Genomic DNA, 16,405 nt, shown 5'->3' with positions numbered 1-16,405 from the left:
AACGGCGGGGGCGGATAGGCCCTCGCCGGACAGCCCTCCATCGAGGGACGGGGACCGTCCCGGACGGACGGTGGGCAGATATTTGTCGGGTCGGTCCCTACGGCCCGGCGTGTCACGCCTCGCGGTCGCTCTCGTCGTCCTCGTCGTCATCCTCGCGGGCTGTGGCGGATTCGCGGGCGGGGACGAGCCGCCCGACCGCGAACCGTACGGCGTCGACGTGGGGATAAACCCCTCCGGCGAGGACGAGTCCGAGGTGCTTCTCACCGGCCTCACGACCGAGGGGGTAACGAACGCGAGCGAGCTCGGGGAGGCCCACCGGGAGGCGATCGGCAATCGGTCGTACACGATCGAGACCGAGTACGAGTACGTCATCGCCGAGGGCGACGAGACCTTCCGGCAGACGTCGAACTCGACCATCTCCATCGATCCCGACGCGGAGACCGTCCGCTTGAGGGGGCGCTACCGGTCCGAGGGGAACGTCTCGGACGTACCGACGGCCGACGAGCCGAACACGACCGGCGATCAGTGGCTCGGCGACCGAGGGGTCACCAGGATCGAGTACGAGAACGGGAGCGTCGAGTACGCGCCGCCACAGGGCGCCGCCACGACGGGAAGCGAACGGATCGACACCGCGGACCGCTCGCTCCTCTCGCCGCTCGAGGGCTCCGTGGTGCCGACGACGGCTGGCGCGGTCGACGCCGAGGACGGAACCTACTACGTCGTCAACGGCTCGGAAACCGTCTCGGGAGACGAGGCGGAGTACGGACAGGAGAGCCGGGAGGTCGACGTCCGGGCGCTCGTCCGCGAGGACGGGCTGATCCGCCAGACGGTCGCCGAACAGGAGATGATCATGGAAGACGGCGAGCGAATCAGAATCGCCCGGACCACCGAAGTCACGGCCGTCGGTGAGACGGACGTCGAGCGGCCCGACTGGTACGAGGAGGCCATAGCGGCCCTGCCCGAGCCGATGGAAAACGAGTCGGGCGAGGGTGGTATGGCAGTCGACCGTGGGGCCGGCGCGGGCAACGGGACGGCCGACGAGCGAGCGACGACCGAGGCGAACGACAGCGACGACTCGGACGACGTCGAAACGGAAGACGACGGCGAGGACGCCGACGACCCGAACGGGACGACCGGATAGCTATCGGTCGTCGATCAGTTCCTCGGCCAGCAAGGGGAGGAAGGTGCCGATGTCGGTGACCATCCCGATCGCCTGGGCGCTGCCCCGGTCGAGGAGCTGTGTCACTGTGGCCGGATTGATGTCGACGCAGACGGTCTTGGTCGTCGAGGGCAGACAGTTGCCGACCGCGACGGAGTGAAGCAGCGTCGAGAGCATCAGCACGAGGTCGGCCTCGTGGGCCTGCTCGCGGATGGCGTTCTGGGCCTCGATCGCATCCGTGATCGTGTCGGGGAGGGGACCGTCGTCGCGGATCGAGCCCGCGAGCACGTAGGGGACGCCGTTCTCGATACACTCGTACATCACGCCGCTCCCGATCGTGCCGGCCTCGACGGCGGCCTCGATCCCGCCCGCTCGGCCGATTTCGCTGATCGTGTAGATGTGGTGCTTGTGGCCCTCGCGGGGATGCTCGAGGCTCTCGGTGTCCACCCCCAGCGAGGTACCATAGAGGTCCCGTTCGAGATCGTGGACCGCAAACCCGTTGCCCGCCGACAGCGAGTCGATGTAGCCCTCCCGGACGAGCGAAGCCAGTGCGTCGCGGCCGCCCGCGTGGACGATCGCCGGGCCACAGACGACGAGGACGGTGCCGTCCTCCTCGCGAACCTCGCGCATCTCGCCTGCGATCTCGCTTATCAGCGACTCCGAGGGCCGTTCGCTGCTGACCCCGCCCTGCATGAACCCGAAGGAGCCGCCGCCGTTGCGCGGGCGTTCGGGCGGTTCGACCCGGATACCCGTCTCGCCGGTGACGACGAGGTCGCCCTCCTCGATGGCGTTCAGCACCTTCGTCCGGGCACGCACGTCTCCCTCCGTCGAACCCCCGCCACCGCGCTCGACGACGATCGCACAGTCCATCTCCGGGTCGTCGATCCCGTGCCACTCGCCGTCGACCCGGACGTACGTCGGGTGGTTCGTCGTCGAGTAGAAGTCGATCGGGACGACCTGGTCGTCCGGCGCGGCCTCCAGCGTGGCGTCCCGTGGATCCGCGACGGTCGCCCCGTTCTGGTTCAACTCGTGGACGATCGCTCTGAGGTCGGCCTCGGTCTCGGCCAGCACCCGCATCCGGCAGTAGGTCTCTTCGTGTTTGTGCCGGCCGACCTCGAACTCCTCGACCTCGAACTCCCCGCCCATGTCCATCACCGCCCCGAAACACCGGGCCATCATCCCCGAGTCGATGATGTGGCCCTCGAGTTCGACCGTCCGCGCGACTGTCATGGCCGCCCCTTCGAGCCGGGTCGCCGTCAATCTGTGCGTCCTCGCAGTTCCTGCGCCCGTCCGGTTAGAGCCGATCGCCGATCTCCAAGCCGCCCTCGAGGGAGGCGTGAATCCGTCCCTCGCCGTGGGTCGCGTCGCTCGCGACGTACAGACCCGCCGCCTCGCCCGCGTTCGCGTCGATCGCCTCGTCGTCGGGCAGCGCGTGGCGCCACGAGACCCGTTCGGTCCACTTGGGGTCTGCGAGACGGTCGTCGTCGAGCAGGGCCGCGGCGTGACCGGCCGCGAGTTCCGCCGCCCGCCCGTCGGGCGTCTCCCGGTGTTCGACCGACCAGTCGGGGGCCATCTGGACGATCAGCAGGCTCCGACCGTCGGGGACGTGACCCCGTTTTTCGCCCTCGCGGGCGAGCCAGCCGACGGCGTGGGCGCGGTCGGTGTTGACGGCGGCGTAGTACGGCCGATCGAGCGGGAAGGAGTAGGCGAGTGCGAACGAATCGATCGATCGGTACGCAAACGATTCGAGATCCGCGGCGAGAGCCGCAGGATCGAAGTCCGTACCGGAATCGACGCTCGTGTGCTCGAGGATCGACGCCGACGCCGGCCCCGGCGGCGTGAGGACGACGGCATCGTAGGGACCCGTCCGACCGCCGCCGGCGAGGACGTCCCATTCTCCCTCGCCCGTGCGCTCGAGGCCCGTCACCTCCGTTCCGGTTCTGACGGTCGCGCTCGCCCGTTCGAGGAGCCGTCGCGGGAGGATCGTGATCCCGTCCTCGAAGGTCCACTTGTGGTCGTCGCGATCGTCTCCTGGTTTGATCTCGCCGTCACCCTCGAACGTCCAGACGGGCTCCTCGACGTCGATCAGGTCGCCCTCGTCGAGCGAGTCGAGGAGTTCGGAGCCGCCCTTGTGGTAGTTCGCGCCGACGTCGTAGACGTGGCCGGCACGCCTGCGGGTCGCGGTCCGGCCGCCGGGTTCGCCCTCGCGTTCGAAGACGACGACCTCCCGTTCTCCATCGAGCGCAGTCGCGACGCCCGCACCGGCGACGCCGCCGACGACGACGGCGACCCGGCTCACGGGCGCTCACCCGCCGTCCGTCCGCCCGTTCGTACTCGTCGCGTTCGAGGACCCATGACCGGACGGTGGTGGGCCGGCGACATATACCCACGGCGAGCAAAATCTATGAGGGTCGATCACGTAGGTCCGCGTATGGCGAGTGAATCCACGGCGTCCGAGTCACGGTGTCTGAACTGCGGGTTCGAGGCCCCCGGAGGCGACGAACAGTGGGTGCGCCTAGACCTCGCAGGCATCGGCCGGCTGACCCAGTGTCCCGACTGCGAGAGCACGAACGTCATCACGGGCCGATAGGGGACAGACACTTACTTCCCTCGCCCCTACCGTGAGGTATGAGCCAGGACCAGTACGAAGAGGGCGAATCGGTTCCCGACAGCGACGACGAGTGGCGCGAGCGACTCTCGGAGGAGGAGTACGAGATCCTCCGGGAAGCCGGGACCGAGGCGCCCTTTTCGGGGGAGTTTCTCGACCACAAGGAGGACGGCAGCTACGTCTGTGCGGGCTGTGGCGCCGAGCTGTTCGACTCCGAGACCAAGTTCGACTCCGGATGTGGGTGGCCGTCGTTCTCGGACGTCGACGACGACCGGGTCGAGACGCGACGCGACACGAGCAACGGGATGGACCGCACGGAGGTCCTCTGTGCGAACTGCGGGGGCCACCTCGGCCACGTCTTCGACGACGGCCCCGAACCGACGGGCAAACGCTACTGCATCAACTCGGTCGCGCTCGGATTCGACGACGAGTAGGTGACTGCAGGCATCACGCTTTTCGACCGGACGCGTCGAGGAGTGAATATGGTAGACACCGATACGCCGCCCGACGCCGACTCGCTCCGGGAGGGGATGACTGTGCGGGTCGTCCAGCCCGACCAGGACGTCGAATCGACCGAGAAGGAGCCGATCGTCGGCGAGGTCGGCTCCGTCCTCGGCGAGGAGCCCGAGGGCCCGAAAGTCGAACTCCTGTCGGGCGCGGTCGGCCACGTGAAGGAAGTCGTCACCGACGAGTGAGTCGACTACCGCTCGTCGCGCTCCCGCCCGTAGCGGTACGTATTTGAGTCCCTCCGCGGAAACGGAGGGCATGGTCTCGAGCGTCGCCGACTTCGCCCGCGACGTCCTCGCGGTCTCCCGGGAGCGCCAGCTCGGGGTCACCGCCGCGGGGCTGGCCTTCCACGCGTTCAACACGCTAGTGCCGGCGGTGATCCTCCTGTTGGTCGCGACGACCGTCTTCGACGCGGGCGAGGCCCTCCTCGGGTTCGTCGAGGCGACCAGCGGGATCGACACGGCGCCGATCGAGGGCCAACTCGAGCCCGGCGGCGCCCAGGGCCCGATCCGGGCGACGGTGCTCGCTTTCCTGATCCTCGCCTGGAGCGGCGTTCGGCTGTTCCGGGCGGTCAACAGCGCCTTCACGGACGTCTACGACGGCCGAAAGCGCCAGTCGCTGTCGGGCATGGTCGTCAACGTCCTCCTGACGTCGGTGACGCTCACGGTCGCGGTCGGGCTCGCCGGGATCGTCGGCGTGAGCCTCTCGTTCGTGATCGACGGGCTCCTCTGGCGGATGGTCAGCCCGGTCGTGCTTTTCGTCTCGCTCGCCTGTGCCTTTCTCCCGATGTACTACCTCTACCCCCAGACCGACGTCACGCTCCGGGAGGTGCTGCCGGGGACCGCGTTCGCCGCCGGAAGCTGGGTCGTCCTCGCGGCGGGCTTTCGGCTCTACATCCGGACCTCGGAGGGCGTCGAGCTCTACGGCATCGCGGGCGCGGTGCTCATCGTTCTGACCTGGGTCTACCTCGGCGAGCTCTGTATCCTCCTCGGTGCCGTCGGCAACGCCGTCCTCGCCGGCCGAGTCGAGCCCGACGCCGAGTGGATCCCGCTTCGGGATCGTCTCCGGTCGGTCGCCGACTAACGATCACAGCAGGTCATACTACCGGACAAAAGTCAGTGAACGGTCGATCGCGCTTCGCGGACCGTCGCCGCCGGCGACGGCCGTTCACATGCGATCGATCCGTGAACCGTTTTATCCGATAGTATCAGTCGCCCGGATCGACGTGACCGGTCGCGGCCTCCAGGTGCCGGCGTTCGATCAGGACCTCCCCGGCGCGGTCGTTCGCCTCCTCGGGGCCGTACGCCTCAGCGACCTCACGGATCGCCGCCATCGAGGCGTCCCGGACGAGCGCCTCCAGGTCGGCGCCGGTGTAGCCCTCGAGGTCGGCCGCGAGTTCGTCGAGATCGACGTCGTCGGCGAGGGGCTTGCCGGCGGTGTGGACCGCGAGGATCTTCTCTCTGGCCCCGAGATCGGGCTCGGGGACGAGGACGTGGGTGTCGAGTCTGCCCGGCCGGAGGAGCGCGGGGTCGATCGCCTCGCGGCGGTTGGTCGCCGCGACCACCACCAGATTGGGGTTCTCGGCCATCCCGTCGAGTTCCGTCAGCAGTTGGGAGACGACCCGTTCGGTGACCTCGTGGGTTCCGTCGCCGCGGGCGCCCGCGATGGCGTCGATCTCGTCGAAGAAGACGATCGAGGGGGCGGCCTGGCGGGCGCGCTCGAACACCTTTCGGATCGCCTTCTCGCTTTCCCCGACGTAGCGATCGACGATCTCGGGGCCGTCGACCCGGACGAAGTTGACGTCGGTCTCGCCGGCGAGCGCCCGCGCGAGCAGGGTCTTTCCCGTTCCGGGGGGACCGTGAAGCAAGACGCCAGAGGGCGGGTCGGTGTTGGTCTCCTCGAACAGGCGGTCGTAGACGAGGGGCCACTCGACTGCCTCCCGGAGGGTGGCTTTCGCCTCCGCGAGTCCGCCGACGTCCTCGAAGGTCGTTCCGGGCGATTCGGCGACGTACTCGCGCATCGCGGAGGGCTCGACGCTCGCGAGCGCGGTGTCGAAGTCGGCTTTCGTCACCCGCGGATCGCGGTTCCACTCCGCTCGCTCCTCGGGCTCGGTCGGCCGCCGGCGGATCGCGGCCATCGCGGCCTCGCTGGTCACCGAATCGAGGTCCGCGCCGACGAACCCGTGGGTCCGGGCGGCGATCTTCTCGACGTCTACGTCGTCGGCGAGGGGCATTCCGCGGGTGTGGACCTCGAGGATCTCGCGGCGTCCGCGTGCGTCGGGGACCCCGATCTGGATCTCGCGGTCGAACCGACCGCCCCGCCTGAGCGCGGGATCGAGCGAATCGACCCGGTTGGTCGCCCCGATGACGATCACCTCGCCGCGGGCGTCGAGGCCGTCCATCAGCGTCAGCAACTGGCCGACGACCCGGCTCTCGGCGTCACCCTCGTCGGAGCGTTCGCCCGCGATTGAGTCGATCTCGTCGAAGAAGATTATCGTCGGCGACTTCTCGCGGGCGCGCTCGAAGACCTCCCGGAGCTTCTCCTCGCTCTCGCCTTTGTACTTCGACATGATCTCGGGGCCGGAGACGGTGAGGAACGTCGCGTCGACCTCGTTTGCGACCGCGCGTGCGATCAGCGTCTTCCCGGTTCCGGGCGGACCGTAGAGGAGGACGCCCGAGGGCGGATCGACCCCGAGCCGCCGGAAGAGGTCGGGTTCGGAGAGGGGAAGCTCGATCATCTCCCGGACGAGTTCGAGTTCGTCGTCCAGCCCGCCGATGTCCTCGTAGGTCACGCCGGAGGGGCGGTCGGCGTCGCCGTCGCCGGCCCGACCGCCACTCGTCCCGGCGTCGATGGGCACGTCGGTCCCTTCCGTCGGTGCGGCGCCAGTCTGCACCCGGAACTCGGTTCCGGAGCCGACCCGAACGTCGCCCGCGGGATCGGTGTCCGCGACGCGGAACGGGGCCGCTCCCGCGCCCTCGATCCGGAGGCGTTCGCCCGCCCGGATCGGCCGGCCCTCGAGCGCGCGGGCGGCGGCGCGTTCGGCCAGCGGGCGGTCCTCGGTGGGCAACGATGGGGGTGCTTCGAGGGTGACCGACCGCGCCTCCCGGACGTCCGACTCCTCGACGGTCCGGACAGTGACCGTGTCGCCGACGTGGACGCCCGCGTTCGCGCGGGTGTCGGCGTCGATCTGGACGACTGTTTCGGGCACCGTCGGGTCCGCGGGCCACAGCTTCGCGACGGTCGTCCGCTCGCCCTCGATGGCGACGTCGTCGCCGCTCAACACCCCGAGGCGTTTGCGTGCGGCCTCGGGAATCCGGGCCACTCCCCGTCCCGCGTCCCGTTTCTCGGCGGCCCGAACCGAAAGCGAGACTCCCCGTCCGTCCCCACCGCCGTCGGATTCGCTCATACCACCCGTTTCGGAGGGGCGGTCTTGAGAATTTCCCCGTCCGGGAGAAACGCCTTTCCTTCCGGACGTTCTTCGGTAGCCATGGTCGTGGACACCGAGCGCGACGGCGCCACCTGGTTCGAGTGCGAGGACTGTGGACTCCTGTTCGACGACCGCTCCGAGGCCGAAGAACACGAGCGCCACTGTGACGCCGAGGGTCCCTCCTACATCCAGTAAGGCCTACTACTCCTGGACCTCCTCGACGGTGTTCTCGAGGGTGCCGATCCCCTCGACGTCCACCTCGACGGTGTCGTCGGGGTAGAGCTGGATGTCCTGGAACGTTCCGACGCCCTCGGGGGTCCCCGTCGCGATGATGTCACCCGGTTCGAGGCGGACCCGCGAGGAGACGAAGGCAACGAGGTCGGCGACCGACCGGATCATCATTCCGGTATTATCGTCCTGCATCGTCTCGCCGTTGACCCGCGAGGCGATGGCGAGGTCCTGTGGGTCCTCGATCCCGTCCGTAACGACGTAGGGGCCGACGGGCGTCGTCTCCTGCATCGCCTTCCCGGAGAACCAGTCGAGCAGGCGGTCGCCACCCATCTCGAGGCCCAGCTGGCGATCCCGCGCGGAGGTGTCGTTCAGGATGGTGTAGCCCGCGACGTACTCGAGGGCCTCGTCGCTCTCGACGTGGCGAGCCGATTCGCCGATGACCGCGGCGAGTTCGGCCTCGTAGTCGATCTCGTCGGTGACGCGGGTGTGGTAGCTGATCGGCTCGCGGTGGCCCACCAGCGTCCGGGGGAGTTTCAGGAAGACCAGGGGCCACTCGGGGACCTCGATGTCGGACTCCTCTGCGTGGGCCTCGTAGTTCAGCGCCGCACAGAACACCGTGTTCTCGTCCGTCGTCGGCGGCAGGTAGGTGATCTCCCCGGTGTCGAAGGTGTCGCCTCCGACGCCGGCGGCGTCGCCGGGCCGGGAGAGGGCGTCCCGGAACGAGTCGAACTCCCCGGTGACGTCCCGCACTTCGCCGTCCTCGAACACGCCGATTCGTCGTTCCCCCTCCGCGCGGAAGCAGCCGATTCGCATGCTCGGAGGTCACAGCAGGGGCCCTTGAGCGTTTGTATCCCTGCGAGATCCGCGGGCGGTCCGCCGGGCCCGGCCCCGTCCGACAGTATATACGTCCGGGGACCGAACCCGCAAGGGATGCGTTCGTCGATCGGGAAGGGCCTCGCCTGGCAGCTCGTGGGTCTGCTGTTCTATCTCATCGGGATGGCCGTCTTCCTCGTGATCGCGGTCGACGTCTTCGTTTCTCCGCCGGAGGGCTCGATAGAGAACTTCACCGCGGGCCACCTGACCGGGATCGTCGTCAGCGTCGTCCTCCTGATGGTCGGCCGGGCGATCAGCTGGAAGTACGGCGGGGAGATCGGCGGCCTAACGATGGGTGGCTACGGGTTCGGCGGTCAACCCGGCCGGGCCGGGGATCGTGACCACCCCGATCAGACGGTCCTCGAGCAACACGGCTACTACCAGTCGCCGCCCGACCCCGAGGAGCGCCCCGACGAGGGCGGCCCCGGGCGGGGCCTCGAGTCGGTGGCGGCCGAGGGAACCGTCTGTGAGTCCTGCGGGACCGAAAACGGAAGGGGATTCGACTACTGTCGCAACTGCGCCGCCGAGCTGTGAGCCCGGAACTATGACTCGAGGCGCTCGCGGTGGTCTGCGACCAGTTCCGCCGCCCGGTCTCGAGAGCCCGTCGCCTCCCAGCGGACCCGCTCGCCGTCGCCGTAGGCGAGCGCCGTCTTGAGTTCGTCGGCGAGCACTCCCGACTCGACCGCGAGCACCGTCCCCTCGTCGTCGCCGAGTTCGTAGACGCCGATCCGGTCGGGCGCACGGGCGACGGTCTCCCGGTCCAGGTCCCTCCAGTGTTTCGAGAGGGGCATCTCACTCGGCCTCGCCGTCCCCTCCCGCGACGATCTCGTAGGCGTGTTCGCTCATCTCGTCCTCCGCGAAGACGAACACCCGGCCGCTGGCGACCTCGGGCTCGGCCTCGACGACGATGGCGTACCCCTCCGTCCGGACCGAGACTCCGGGGAACAGCTCGGTCTCCTCGTCCGTGCCGAGCATGACCCGGCCGACGCCGGTCGACTCGAGGATGTCGTCGTGGGTGTTGCGGTCGTTGACGTAGGTCATGACCCCGGAGACGCCGTCGGGGTCGGTAACGAGGACGTGGACCTCCTTGCCGGGCGGGGTCCGGACCGATCCGGTCTCGGGCTCGGGGACGCCGTTGTAGAACGTCTCCCGGCCGTCGGTGTACTCGACGACGACGCCGCCGTCGACGAGTTCCACGCCGAGGGTGCTCGGCGGGACGTCGTTTCTGGCGCTCATGGCCCCGGGTTGGAACCGACCGGGGAAAAGCGCCGCGTTCGCGGGAACCGCCAGCCGTAAATACGCCGTGGGAGAGAGTCCCGGTATGGACGGCCGGGCCAGGGCCCCCGCGGCCGGAACGGTGCTCAACGCGCTCGCGACCCGGAAGGGTGCCGCGTTCGCGATCGACCTCGAGACGACCGCGACCGTCTCCCTGACCGACGACGGCCGGGTCGAGGGAGAGATCGCCGACCGGCCCGACGCCGACGCCGCGTTGATCGAACGCTGCGTCGAACTCGCGGTCGATCGCTACGCCGCCGACGCGGGCTTCGATGCAACCGGCGCCCGCGTCCGCACCGAGAGCGAGGTGCCGATGGCCTCCGGACTGAAGAGTTCGAGCGCCGCCGCCAACGCCGCCACCCTCGCGACGCTCGACGCCCTGGGAGTCGCCGACTCGGTAGACCGGATCGATGCCTGCCGGCTCGGCGTCGAGGCCGCCCGCGCAACCGGCGTGACGGTCACCGGTGCCTTCGACGACGCCAGCGCGAGCATGCTGGGGGGCGTGACGGTGACCGACAACGCGACCGACGAACTGCTCGTCCGCGAGGAGGTCGACTGGCAGGCGCTGGTCTACACGCCCCCCGAGCGGGCGTTCAGCGCCGACGCCAACGTCGCTTCCTGCGAGCGGGTCGCGCCGATGGCCGACCTCGTCTACGAACTCGCCCTCGAGAAACGGTACGGCGAGGCGATGACGGTCAACGGCCTCGCGTTCTCGGCCGCCCTGGAGGCGCCGACCGGGCCGACGATCGAGGCCCTCCCGCACGCCGACGGCGTCTCGCTGTCGGGGACGGGGCCGAGCTACGTGGCGGTCGGCGACCGGACGGCTCTCGAGGAGGTTCGGGAGACGTGGGCAGAGCGGCCCGGGACGACGCGGCTGCTCGAGACCAGAAACGACGGCACACGGATCCAGACATGACCAGAGAGACCGACACCGACGGCGAGGGGGAGATCGGGCATGGAGACGGCGTGGCGATGCCCGAGGACGCGGAACTCGACGACCTCCGCGAGGAGATCCGGGAGATCGACGGCGACATCGTCGAGCTGATCGCCCGACGGACGTACGTCGCCGACACGATCGCGGGGGTCAAAGAAGAAGAGGGGCTGCCGACGACCGACGAGAGCCAGGAGACACAGGTGATGGAACGTGCCGGCGAGAACGCCGATCGGTTCGACGTCGACGCGAACCTCGTGAAGGCGATCTTTCGGCTGCTGATCGAGTTGAACAAGGTCGAACAGCGCGAGAGCAGGTAGCTCGAACGGACGTCCTCAAGAACCGAGCCGTCGCGATCGATCATCTGACGGGCTTCGAGGTGTTTCCGGCGGGGAAGTCGCGCCTCCCGTTTTAAGGTTCTCCCCTCGCGAAAGGCGGGCATGGTGGCGATCGACGCGAACGAGGTCTCGAAGCGCTACGGAACGCTTCAGGCGGTGGATCGGGTGAATCTCACGGTCGAGGAGGGGGAGACGTTCGGCTTTCTGGGGCCCAACGGGGCCGGGAAGTCGACGTTCATCAATATGTTGCTGGATTTCGTCAAGCCCAGTCACGGTTCGGTCTCGCTGTTCGGCAACGACTGCCAGGGCGAGGGCGTCGCCGCCCGCTCGCGGATCGGTGTCCTCCCGGAAGGGTATTCGACGTTCGACCGGCTGACCGGCCGCCAGCACGTCGAGTACGCGATCAGGTCGAAAGCGGCCGACGATGACCCGATCGACGTGCTGGACCGGGTAGGGATCCGCGAGGCCGCGGACCGGAAGGCAAGCGGCTACTCGAAGGGGATGGCCCAGCGGCTCGTCCTCGGGATGGCCCTCGTCGGCGAGCCCGACCTCCTCCTGCTCGACGAGCCCACGACCGGGCTCGATCCCAACGGCGCCGCCGAGATCCGGGAGATCCTCCGCGAGGAGAACGAACGGGGGGCGACCGTCTTCTTCTCGAGTCATATCTTGGAACAGGTCGAGGCGGTCTGCGATCGCGTCGCGATCCTCCAGGACGGCGAACTCGTCGCCCTGGACACGATCGAGGGGCTCCGGGAGACGATGGGCGGGGGGACGAAACTCGTCATCACCCTCGACAGACTCGAGGACGGAACCCTCGAGACGATCCGGGCCGTCGAAGGGGTCGATACGGCGGTCGCGACCGAGGAATCGACCGTCGAGATCACCTGTACGAACGACGCGAAGATGGACGTCATCGTCGCGCTCCACGAGGCCGGTCTCGACGTCCTCAACTTCCGGACCGAGGAGGCCTCTTTGGAGGACATGTTCGTCGAGTACACCGGTGCGGGGCGATGAGCTGGACGGTTCTCGCCCGCCAGGACGGCCGGCTCACGGTCGGCGCCAAGTCGGTCAAATACCTCCTGGCGCTGCTGGTGGCGGTGGTCATGCTCGGCGCCTACGTCTACCCGCTGTTCGGGACCGAGCCGATCACGACCGCGCGCTTTTCGGGGTTCGTCGTCGGCTGGCTCGCCACCCTGCTCCCGCTGATCGGCGTCCTGATCGGCTACAACGCCGTCGTGAGCGAACGAGAGTCGGGCGCGCTCCTGCTGTCGCTTTCCTTGCCCCACAGCCGGGGGGACGTGATCCTGGGGAAGTTCCTCGGCCGGGCGGGCGTCCTCGCGGCGGCCATCGTGGTCGCGATGATCGGTGCCGGCGCGCTCGTCGTCTACCCCTTCGGCGAGCTCGAGCTCCCCCGGTCGCTCGCGTTCGTCGGCCTCACCGTCGTCTTCGGGATGATCTGGACGGGGATCGGGGTGGCCTCCTCGCTGGTCGTCGCCACCAAACGGCGCGCGCTCGTGGTCGCCTTCGGGGTCTTCTTCCTGTTCGTCTTCGCCTGGGAGACCGCGGCCGACGCCCTCGAAACGGGGCTGAATAGTGCGGGGATCCTCGACGGCGAGCTTCCCGGCGCGGTCGAGTTTCTCGTCGCGATGGAGCCCGGAGCGGTCTACACCCGGCTCGTCACGAGCGTCGATCCCGGCGGCAGTCTCGAGGGGGCGTGGTACCTGGGCTGGGACGTCTCTCTGGTGGCGTTCGTCTGCTGGGCGACGATACCGATGGGGCTCGCCTACCTCCGCTTTGCGGGGAGTGATCTCCCGTGAGCTGGCGCGCGCTCGCCTACAAGGACCTCCACGACGCGAGCCGGTCGCGGACGCTCTGGCTCCTCGTGGCCCTCCTGATCGTCGTCTTCGGGGGGTACACCGTCGGCCACGGCTACCTCGGCGAGGAGACCTTCCCGGCGTTCGTCGCCGGACTCGCGGGGGTGGTCGGAGTCTTCCTCCCGGTGCTCTCGCTCCTGATCGGCTACAAGTCGGTCGTCCACGAGCGGACCAGCGGAAGCCTCCACCTCACCCTTTCCTTTCCCCACTCCCGGTCGGACCTCGTCGTCGGGACCCTCGTCGGCCGCTCTCTCGTCCTCCTCGCGCCGACGCTTCTGGCCCTTGCCCTCGCGGGCGTCGGCGGCGCCGTCCTCTATGGCACCGAGGGAACGGTCGCATACCCGCTGTTTCTCGCCGCGAGCGCGCTCTACGGGCTCGCGTTCGTCGGGGTCGCGGTCGGGCTCTCGCTGTCGACCACCGCCGACCGCTGGATCACGTTCGGCGCGCTCGGGGGCTACCTCCTCTTGGTCCAGCTCTGGGACAACCTCCACTCGCTGACGCTGCTCGTCCTCCATCGCTTCGAGTTCGCCGTCCTCACCGACATCCCCGACTGGGCGCTTCTGTTTCGGCTGATCAAACCCAGCGAGTCCTACTACCGCCTGCTCCGGGCCGGATTCGACGTCTCCCTGGCCGGGCGCTACGTCGGCGACGTCCCCGTCTACGTCGGCTGGTGGATGGCTCTCGTGATACTGGTCGGCTGGATCGCGGTCCCGCTCGCCGTCGGCTACCGGCGGTTCCGGGCCGCGGACCTCTAAACCCGTCCGACGGTTTCCGATGCCGTTCGAGAACCGCCCGCCAGCTACCCGAATCCCGGTCGTCCTCCCCAGCAACTACTCCGAGAACTCGTCGTCGTACTCCTCTAAGTCACTGAACTCCTCGATGACGGCGACCACGATCGAGTCGCCCGCCTCGTCGGCGCCGACGAACACCGTGACGTGTTCCTCGTCGGGACTCGCGACCTCGACCGTCTCGGTCGCCCCGCTCTCGCCGCCGACCGCCCCGTCGAGTTCGATCGACACCGTGTACTCCCCCGAGTCGGTCAGGACGTCCTCGTAGATCCCCATCGACTCCCGGTCGCCTCCGTCGCTCTCGTTGCCGCCATCGTCGCCGTCACTCTCGCTCGATGGCAGGTCGAAGCGTTCCTCGAGGACGACGTCGCCGTTGGGATCGAGCATCTCGATCGAACCCGACAGCTCCCGGTCGGTGCCGTTGAACACGTTGACGTCCTCTAGGAACATCCCCCCGAGGAAGTCCGCGATGGCCGAACAGCCCGCGAGCGGGACGCCGGCGGCGCTCGCGCCGGCCGCCAGGAACCGGCGCCGTCCGATCGTCGATCCCATCACCGTTCGTCCGCTGTCTCCATCTCTCATTGACACCTGCTGATTGTGGTTGGGTACGCAAAAGGGATGAAGGGCGTTCTCTCGGCCAGAAATCGGGGACCTCCATCGCTCGCGGAGAGTCACCGTCGAGCGAAAAATGATTGATGGGGCGGCTCCCCGAACGGGACGCCATGTCGAGGATCGACCGACGGCGGTTCCTCCGGGCGACGGCCGCGGCCGCCGGCACGGCGACGGCTCCGGCTGGGGCGGCCGCCGGGGCTCGAGAGGGATGGGAGTGGATCGACGGCGGCTCCCGGTTCGGCACGGTCAACGGCGCGGTCGCCGTCGGGAACGGGGCGGTCCTCGCCGGCACCGTCGCGGCCGAGGGCGAGCCCAGCGCCGGCTTCGCCGTCCGGCTGGCGGCCGGCGGTGAGGTCGTCTGGCGCAGCCGATACGTCTCCGACGATCAACGGGAAGCCCTCGAGGCGGACGTGCTGGGCCCGATCCCACAGGACGGGATCTCGGCGGTCCTCCCGGCGCCCGACGGCGACGGGGCGCTCCTGGTGGGGTGGATCTACCACGACAGCACGGCGGTCTACGCCGGTCGGCTGGTCCGGATCGGTGCCGACGGGCGGGTACGCTGGGAGCGCTCGACCGGGGGGTTCGCGCCCGATTTGGCCTACGGCTACCTCGCCGGCGGGGTCGCGACCGAGGAGGGCTACCTCCTCTGTGGGATGGGGTCCCCGGGGATCATGCTGGGGGGCGCCGGCTGGCTCGTCTCGCTCGACGCCGGGGGCCGGGTCCGCTGGCAGCGCCTCTACCCAGCCACCGACCGCGACGTAGAGCGGACGAGTCTCCGGGACGTCTTCCGTGGAGCCGTGGCCGTCGACGGCGGGTACGTCGTCGGGGGCCACTACGACCCCCGCGAGGTGGGGGACCCACGGGGGTGGCTCCTCGGAATCGATCCCGCGGGCGGCGTGCGCTGGGAGGACCGCTTCGACGGCGAACCGACGCAGGTCCACGCGCTCGCGACCAGCGACGCCGCGGGGTACGACCTGCTCGCCGTCGGCACGGTCGGCTCCGAGGTCGACCCGGGCGACCGCCAGTTCTCCCGGCCACACCGACCAGGAGTCGGGGGCGACGGGTTCGTCGCGGCTTCCACTGCGGGCGGCGACCGGGTCTGGCGCGAACGCCTGCCGAGGACCCCCCTCCTCGCGGCGGGTCACGGCCCCGAGGGAGTCCTCGCCGGCGGCGTCCGGCGGGGGAGCGGGTGGGTCGGGACCGTCGGCCGGACCGTCGTCGACTCCGGCGGGCCGGGACTGGTCACCGCCCTCGCTGATGCCGGCAGCGGGCGCGTGCTCGCGGCCGGTCGCCGGCGCCGAGCGGTCCGGACCGACGCGTGGGCCAGAGCGGTTCCATAACCTACTTCACGACCGTCACGGGGGCCGACGACCGGCGGACGACGAGTTCGGCGACGCTACCCAGCAGGAGCCGTGCCGCGCCGTCCCGGCCGTGGCTGCCCATCACGACGTGGTCGACGACCTCGCGCTCGACGTACTCGACGATCTCCCGCCAGGGGGAGCCGGTCACGACCTCGGTCTCGATCGTCGCGTCCGGGGCGTCGAGGCCCGCCGTCGCGGCCTCGAACAGCCGTTCTGCCCGGTCGCGGTCGCGTTCGCCGCTGGCACCCCCGCCCGGTCCCTCGAGGAGCCCCGACTCCTCCTCGGTGGGGTCCGCGACGTACAACAGCGTGATCATCGCCTCGGGGAACAGGTCGGTCGCGCGCTCGAGGGCTTCCTTCGACTGGGGCGAGCCGTCGATCGGCACCAACACGTGTTCTGGCATGCGGGGTGGTTGGGCGGT

21 protein-coding genes are annotated in these 16,405 nt (G+C 69.3%); 13 read left to right on the top strand and 8 right to left on the bottom strand.

Going from position 1 to position 16,405, the window contains the following annotated elements:
- Nucleotides 1-109: 109 nt before the first annotated feature.
- Nucleotides 110-1,141, top strand: a complete 1,032-nt coding sequence (locus DVH23_RS05950) for a hypothetical protein (protein ID WP_114576518.1) — start codon at nucleotides 110-112, stop codon at nucleotides 1,139-1,141.
- Here the strand turns inward: DVH23_RS05950 and DVH23_RS05945 are convergent, their stop codons facing one another.
- Nucleotides 1,142-2,389 carry a TIGR00300 family protein gene (locus DVH23_RS05945; protein ID WP_114576517.1) on the bottom strand — a complete coding sequence of 416 codons (1,248 nt, stop codon included), beginning with the start codon at nucleotides 2,387-2,389 and terminating at the stop codon, nucleotides 1,142-1,144.
- A gap of 64 nt (nucleotides 2,390-2,453) precedes the next feature.
- The gene (locus DVH23_RS05940) at nucleotides 2,454-3,458 is read right to left on the bottom strand and encodes an NAD(P)/FAD-dependent oxidoreductase (protein WP_114576516.1); all 1,005 of its coding nucleotides are present in this window, start codon (nucleotides 3,456-3,458) and stop codon (nucleotides 2,454-2,456) included.
- Nucleotides 3,459-3,590: 132 nt separating this feature from the next.
- Here DVH23_RS05940 and DVH23_RS24145 point away from each other — a divergent pair, with 132 nt between their 5' ends.
- From DVH23_RS24145 to DVH23_RS05925, 4 genes are all read left to right on the top strand, one after another.
- Entirely contained in the window at nucleotides 3,591-3,749 is a 159-nt protein-coding gene (locus tag DVH23_RS24145) for a hypothetical protein (RefSeq protein ID WP_198667858.1), read from the top strand.
- 38 nt (nucleotides 3,750-3,787) lie between these two features.
- On the top strand, nucleotides 3,788-4,201 hold the full coding sequence (msrB, locus tag DVH23_RS05935; RefSeq protein ID WP_114576515.1) for a peptide-methionine (R)-S-oxide reductase MsrB: 414 nt from the start codon (nucleotides 3,788-3,790) through the stop codon (nucleotides 4,199-4,201).
- A 48-nt stretch (nucleotides 4,202-4,249) separates the two neighbouring features.
- Nucleotides 4,250-4,462, top strand: coding sequence for a DUF2196 domain-containing protein (locus DVH23_RS05930; protein ID WP_114576514.1), 213 nt, complete (start codon nucleotides 4,250-4,252; stop codon nucleotides 4,460-4,462).
- A gap of 70 nt (nucleotides 4,463-4,532) precedes the next feature.
- Nucleotides 4,533-5,357 (top strand): YihY/virulence factor BrkB family protein, encoded by an 825-nt coding sequence (locus DVH23_RS05925; protein WP_114576513.1) that lies wholly within the window; start codon nucleotides 4,533-4,535, stop codon nucleotides 5,355-5,357.
- Nucleotides 5,358-5,481: 124 nt separating this feature from the next.
- Here the strand turns inward: DVH23_RS05925 and DVH23_RS05915 are convergent, their stop codons facing one another.
- The gene (locus tag DVH23_RS05915; RefSeq protein WP_114576512.1) at nucleotides 5,482-7,680 is read right to left on the bottom strand and encodes an AAA family ATPase; all 2,199 of its coding nucleotides are present in this window, start codon (nucleotides 7,678-7,680) and stop codon (nucleotides 5,482-5,484) included.
- An 81-nt stretch (nucleotides 7,681-7,761) separates the two neighbouring features.
- Between DVH23_RS05915 and DVH23_RS24955 the strand changes: the two genes are divergently transcribed.
- Complete coding sequence (locus DVH23_RS24955; protein WP_255565227.1) at nucleotides 7,762-7,896, top strand: hypothetical protein; 135 nt, start codon at nucleotides 7,762-7,764, stop codon at nucleotides 7,894-7,896.
- Between the two features lie 6 nt (nucleotides 7,897-7,902).
- Here DVH23_RS24955 and DVH23_RS05910 read toward each other — a convergent pair whose 3' ends face one another.
- The gene (locus DVH23_RS05910; protein WP_114576511.1) at nucleotides 7,903-8,745 is read right to left on the bottom strand and encodes a fumarylacetoacetate hydrolase family protein; all 843 of its coding nucleotides are present in this window, start codon (nucleotides 8,743-8,745) and stop codon (nucleotides 7,903-7,905) included.
- Nucleotides 8,746-8,862: 117 nt separating this feature from the next.
- Between DVH23_RS05910 and DVH23_RS05905 the strand changes: the two genes are divergently transcribed.
- Nucleotides 8,863-9,339: a hypothetical protein gene (locus DVH23_RS05905; protein ID WP_114576510.1), complete on the top strand. Its 477-nt coding sequence runs from the start codon at nucleotides 8,863-8,865 to the stop codon at nucleotides 9,337-9,339.
- Between the two features lie 8 nt (nucleotides 9,340-9,347).
- On the opposite strand, the gene DVH23_RS05900 is transcribed toward DVH23_RS05905, so the two are convergent.
- Complete coding sequence (locus DVH23_RS05900) at nucleotides 9,348-9,596, bottom strand: hypothetical protein (protein WP_114576509.1); 249 nt, start codon at nucleotides 9,594-9,596, stop codon at nucleotides 9,348-9,350.
- A 1-nt stretch (nucleotide 9,597) separates the two neighbouring features.
- Nucleotides 9,598-10,041 carry a DUF5796 family protein gene (locus tag DVH23_RS05895; protein ID WP_114576508.1) on the bottom strand — a complete coding sequence of 148 codons (444 nt, stop codon included), beginning with the start codon at nucleotides 10,039-10,041 and terminating at the stop codon, nucleotides 9,598-9,600.
- Nucleotides 10,042-10,126: 85 nt separating this feature from the next.
- On the opposite strand from DVH23_RS05895, the gene DVH23_RS05890 reads away from it, so the two are divergent.
- The 5 genes from DVH23_RS05890 (at nucleotide 10,127) to DVH23_RS05870 (ending at nucleotide 13,978) form a co-directional block, all read left to right on the top strand.
- Nucleotides 10,127-10,996, top strand: a complete 870-nt coding sequence (locus tag DVH23_RS05890) for a shikimate kinase (protein ID WP_114576507.1) — start codon at nucleotides 10,127-10,129, stop codon at nucleotides 10,994-10,996.
- Nucleotides 10,993-11,331 carry a chorismate mutase gene (locus tag DVH23_RS05885; protein WP_114576506.1) on the top strand — a complete coding sequence of 113 codons (339 nt, stop codon included), beginning with the start codon at nucleotides 10,993-10,995 and terminating at the stop codon, nucleotides 11,329-11,331. Before DVH23_RS05890 ends, DVH23_RS05885 begins: the two co-directional genes overlap by 4 nt.
- A 120-nt stretch (nucleotides 11,332-11,451) precedes the next feature.
- A complete protein-coding gene (locus DVH23_RS05880; RefSeq protein WP_114576505.1) occupies nucleotides 11,452-12,363 on the top strand; it encodes an ABC transporter ATP-binding protein in 912 nt (303 codons plus the stop codon).
- A complete protein-coding gene (locus DVH23_RS05875) occupies nucleotides 12,360-13,166 on the top strand; it encodes an ABC transporter permease (protein ID WP_114576504.1) in 807 nt (268 codons plus the stop codon). Before DVH23_RS05880 ends, DVH23_RS05875 begins: the two co-directional genes overlap by 4 nt.
- A complete protein-coding gene (locus DVH23_RS05870; RefSeq protein WP_114576503.1) occupies nucleotides 13,163-13,978 on the top strand; it encodes an ABC transporter permease subunit in 816 nt (271 codons plus the stop codon). The genes DVH23_RS05875 and DVH23_RS05870 overlap by 4 nt, the downstream gene beginning before the upstream one ends.
- Nucleotides 13,979-14,053: 75 nt before the next feature.
- Here DVH23_RS05870 and DVH23_RS05865 read toward each other — a convergent pair whose 3' ends face one another.
- Entirely contained in the window at nucleotides 14,054-14,563 is a 510-nt protein-coding gene (locus DVH23_RS05865) for a hypothetical protein (RefSeq protein WP_114576750.1), read from the bottom strand.
- A 170-nt stretch (nucleotides 14,564-14,733) separates the two neighbouring features.
- Between DVH23_RS05865 and DVH23_RS05860 the strand changes: the two genes are divergently transcribed.
- Nucleotides 14,734-15,963 (top strand): hypothetical protein, encoded by a 1,230-nt coding sequence (locus DVH23_RS05860; RefSeq protein WP_157972340.1) that lies wholly within the window; start codon nucleotides 14,734-14,736, stop codon nucleotides 15,961-15,963.
- A 1-nt stretch (nucleotide 15,964) separates the two neighbouring features.
- On the opposite strand, the gene DVH23_RS05855 is transcribed toward DVH23_RS05860, so the two are convergent.
- On the bottom strand, nucleotides 15,965-16,387 hold the full coding sequence (locus DVH23_RS05855; protein WP_114576501.1) for a universal stress protein: 423 nt from the start codon (nucleotides 16,385-16,387) through the stop codon (nucleotides 15,965-15,967).
- Nucleotides 16,388-16,405: the final 18 nt, after the last annotated feature.

Origin of the sequence: Saliphagus sp. LR7 (genome assembly GCF_003344565.1) — an archaeon.
GTDB classification, from domain to species: Archaea; Halobacteriota; Halobacteria; order Halobacteriales; family Natrialbaceae; genus Saliphagus; species Saliphagus infecundisoli.
Note: the sequence above shows the minus strand (reverse complement) of the source record. Positions and strands in the feature narration are given on the sequence as shown.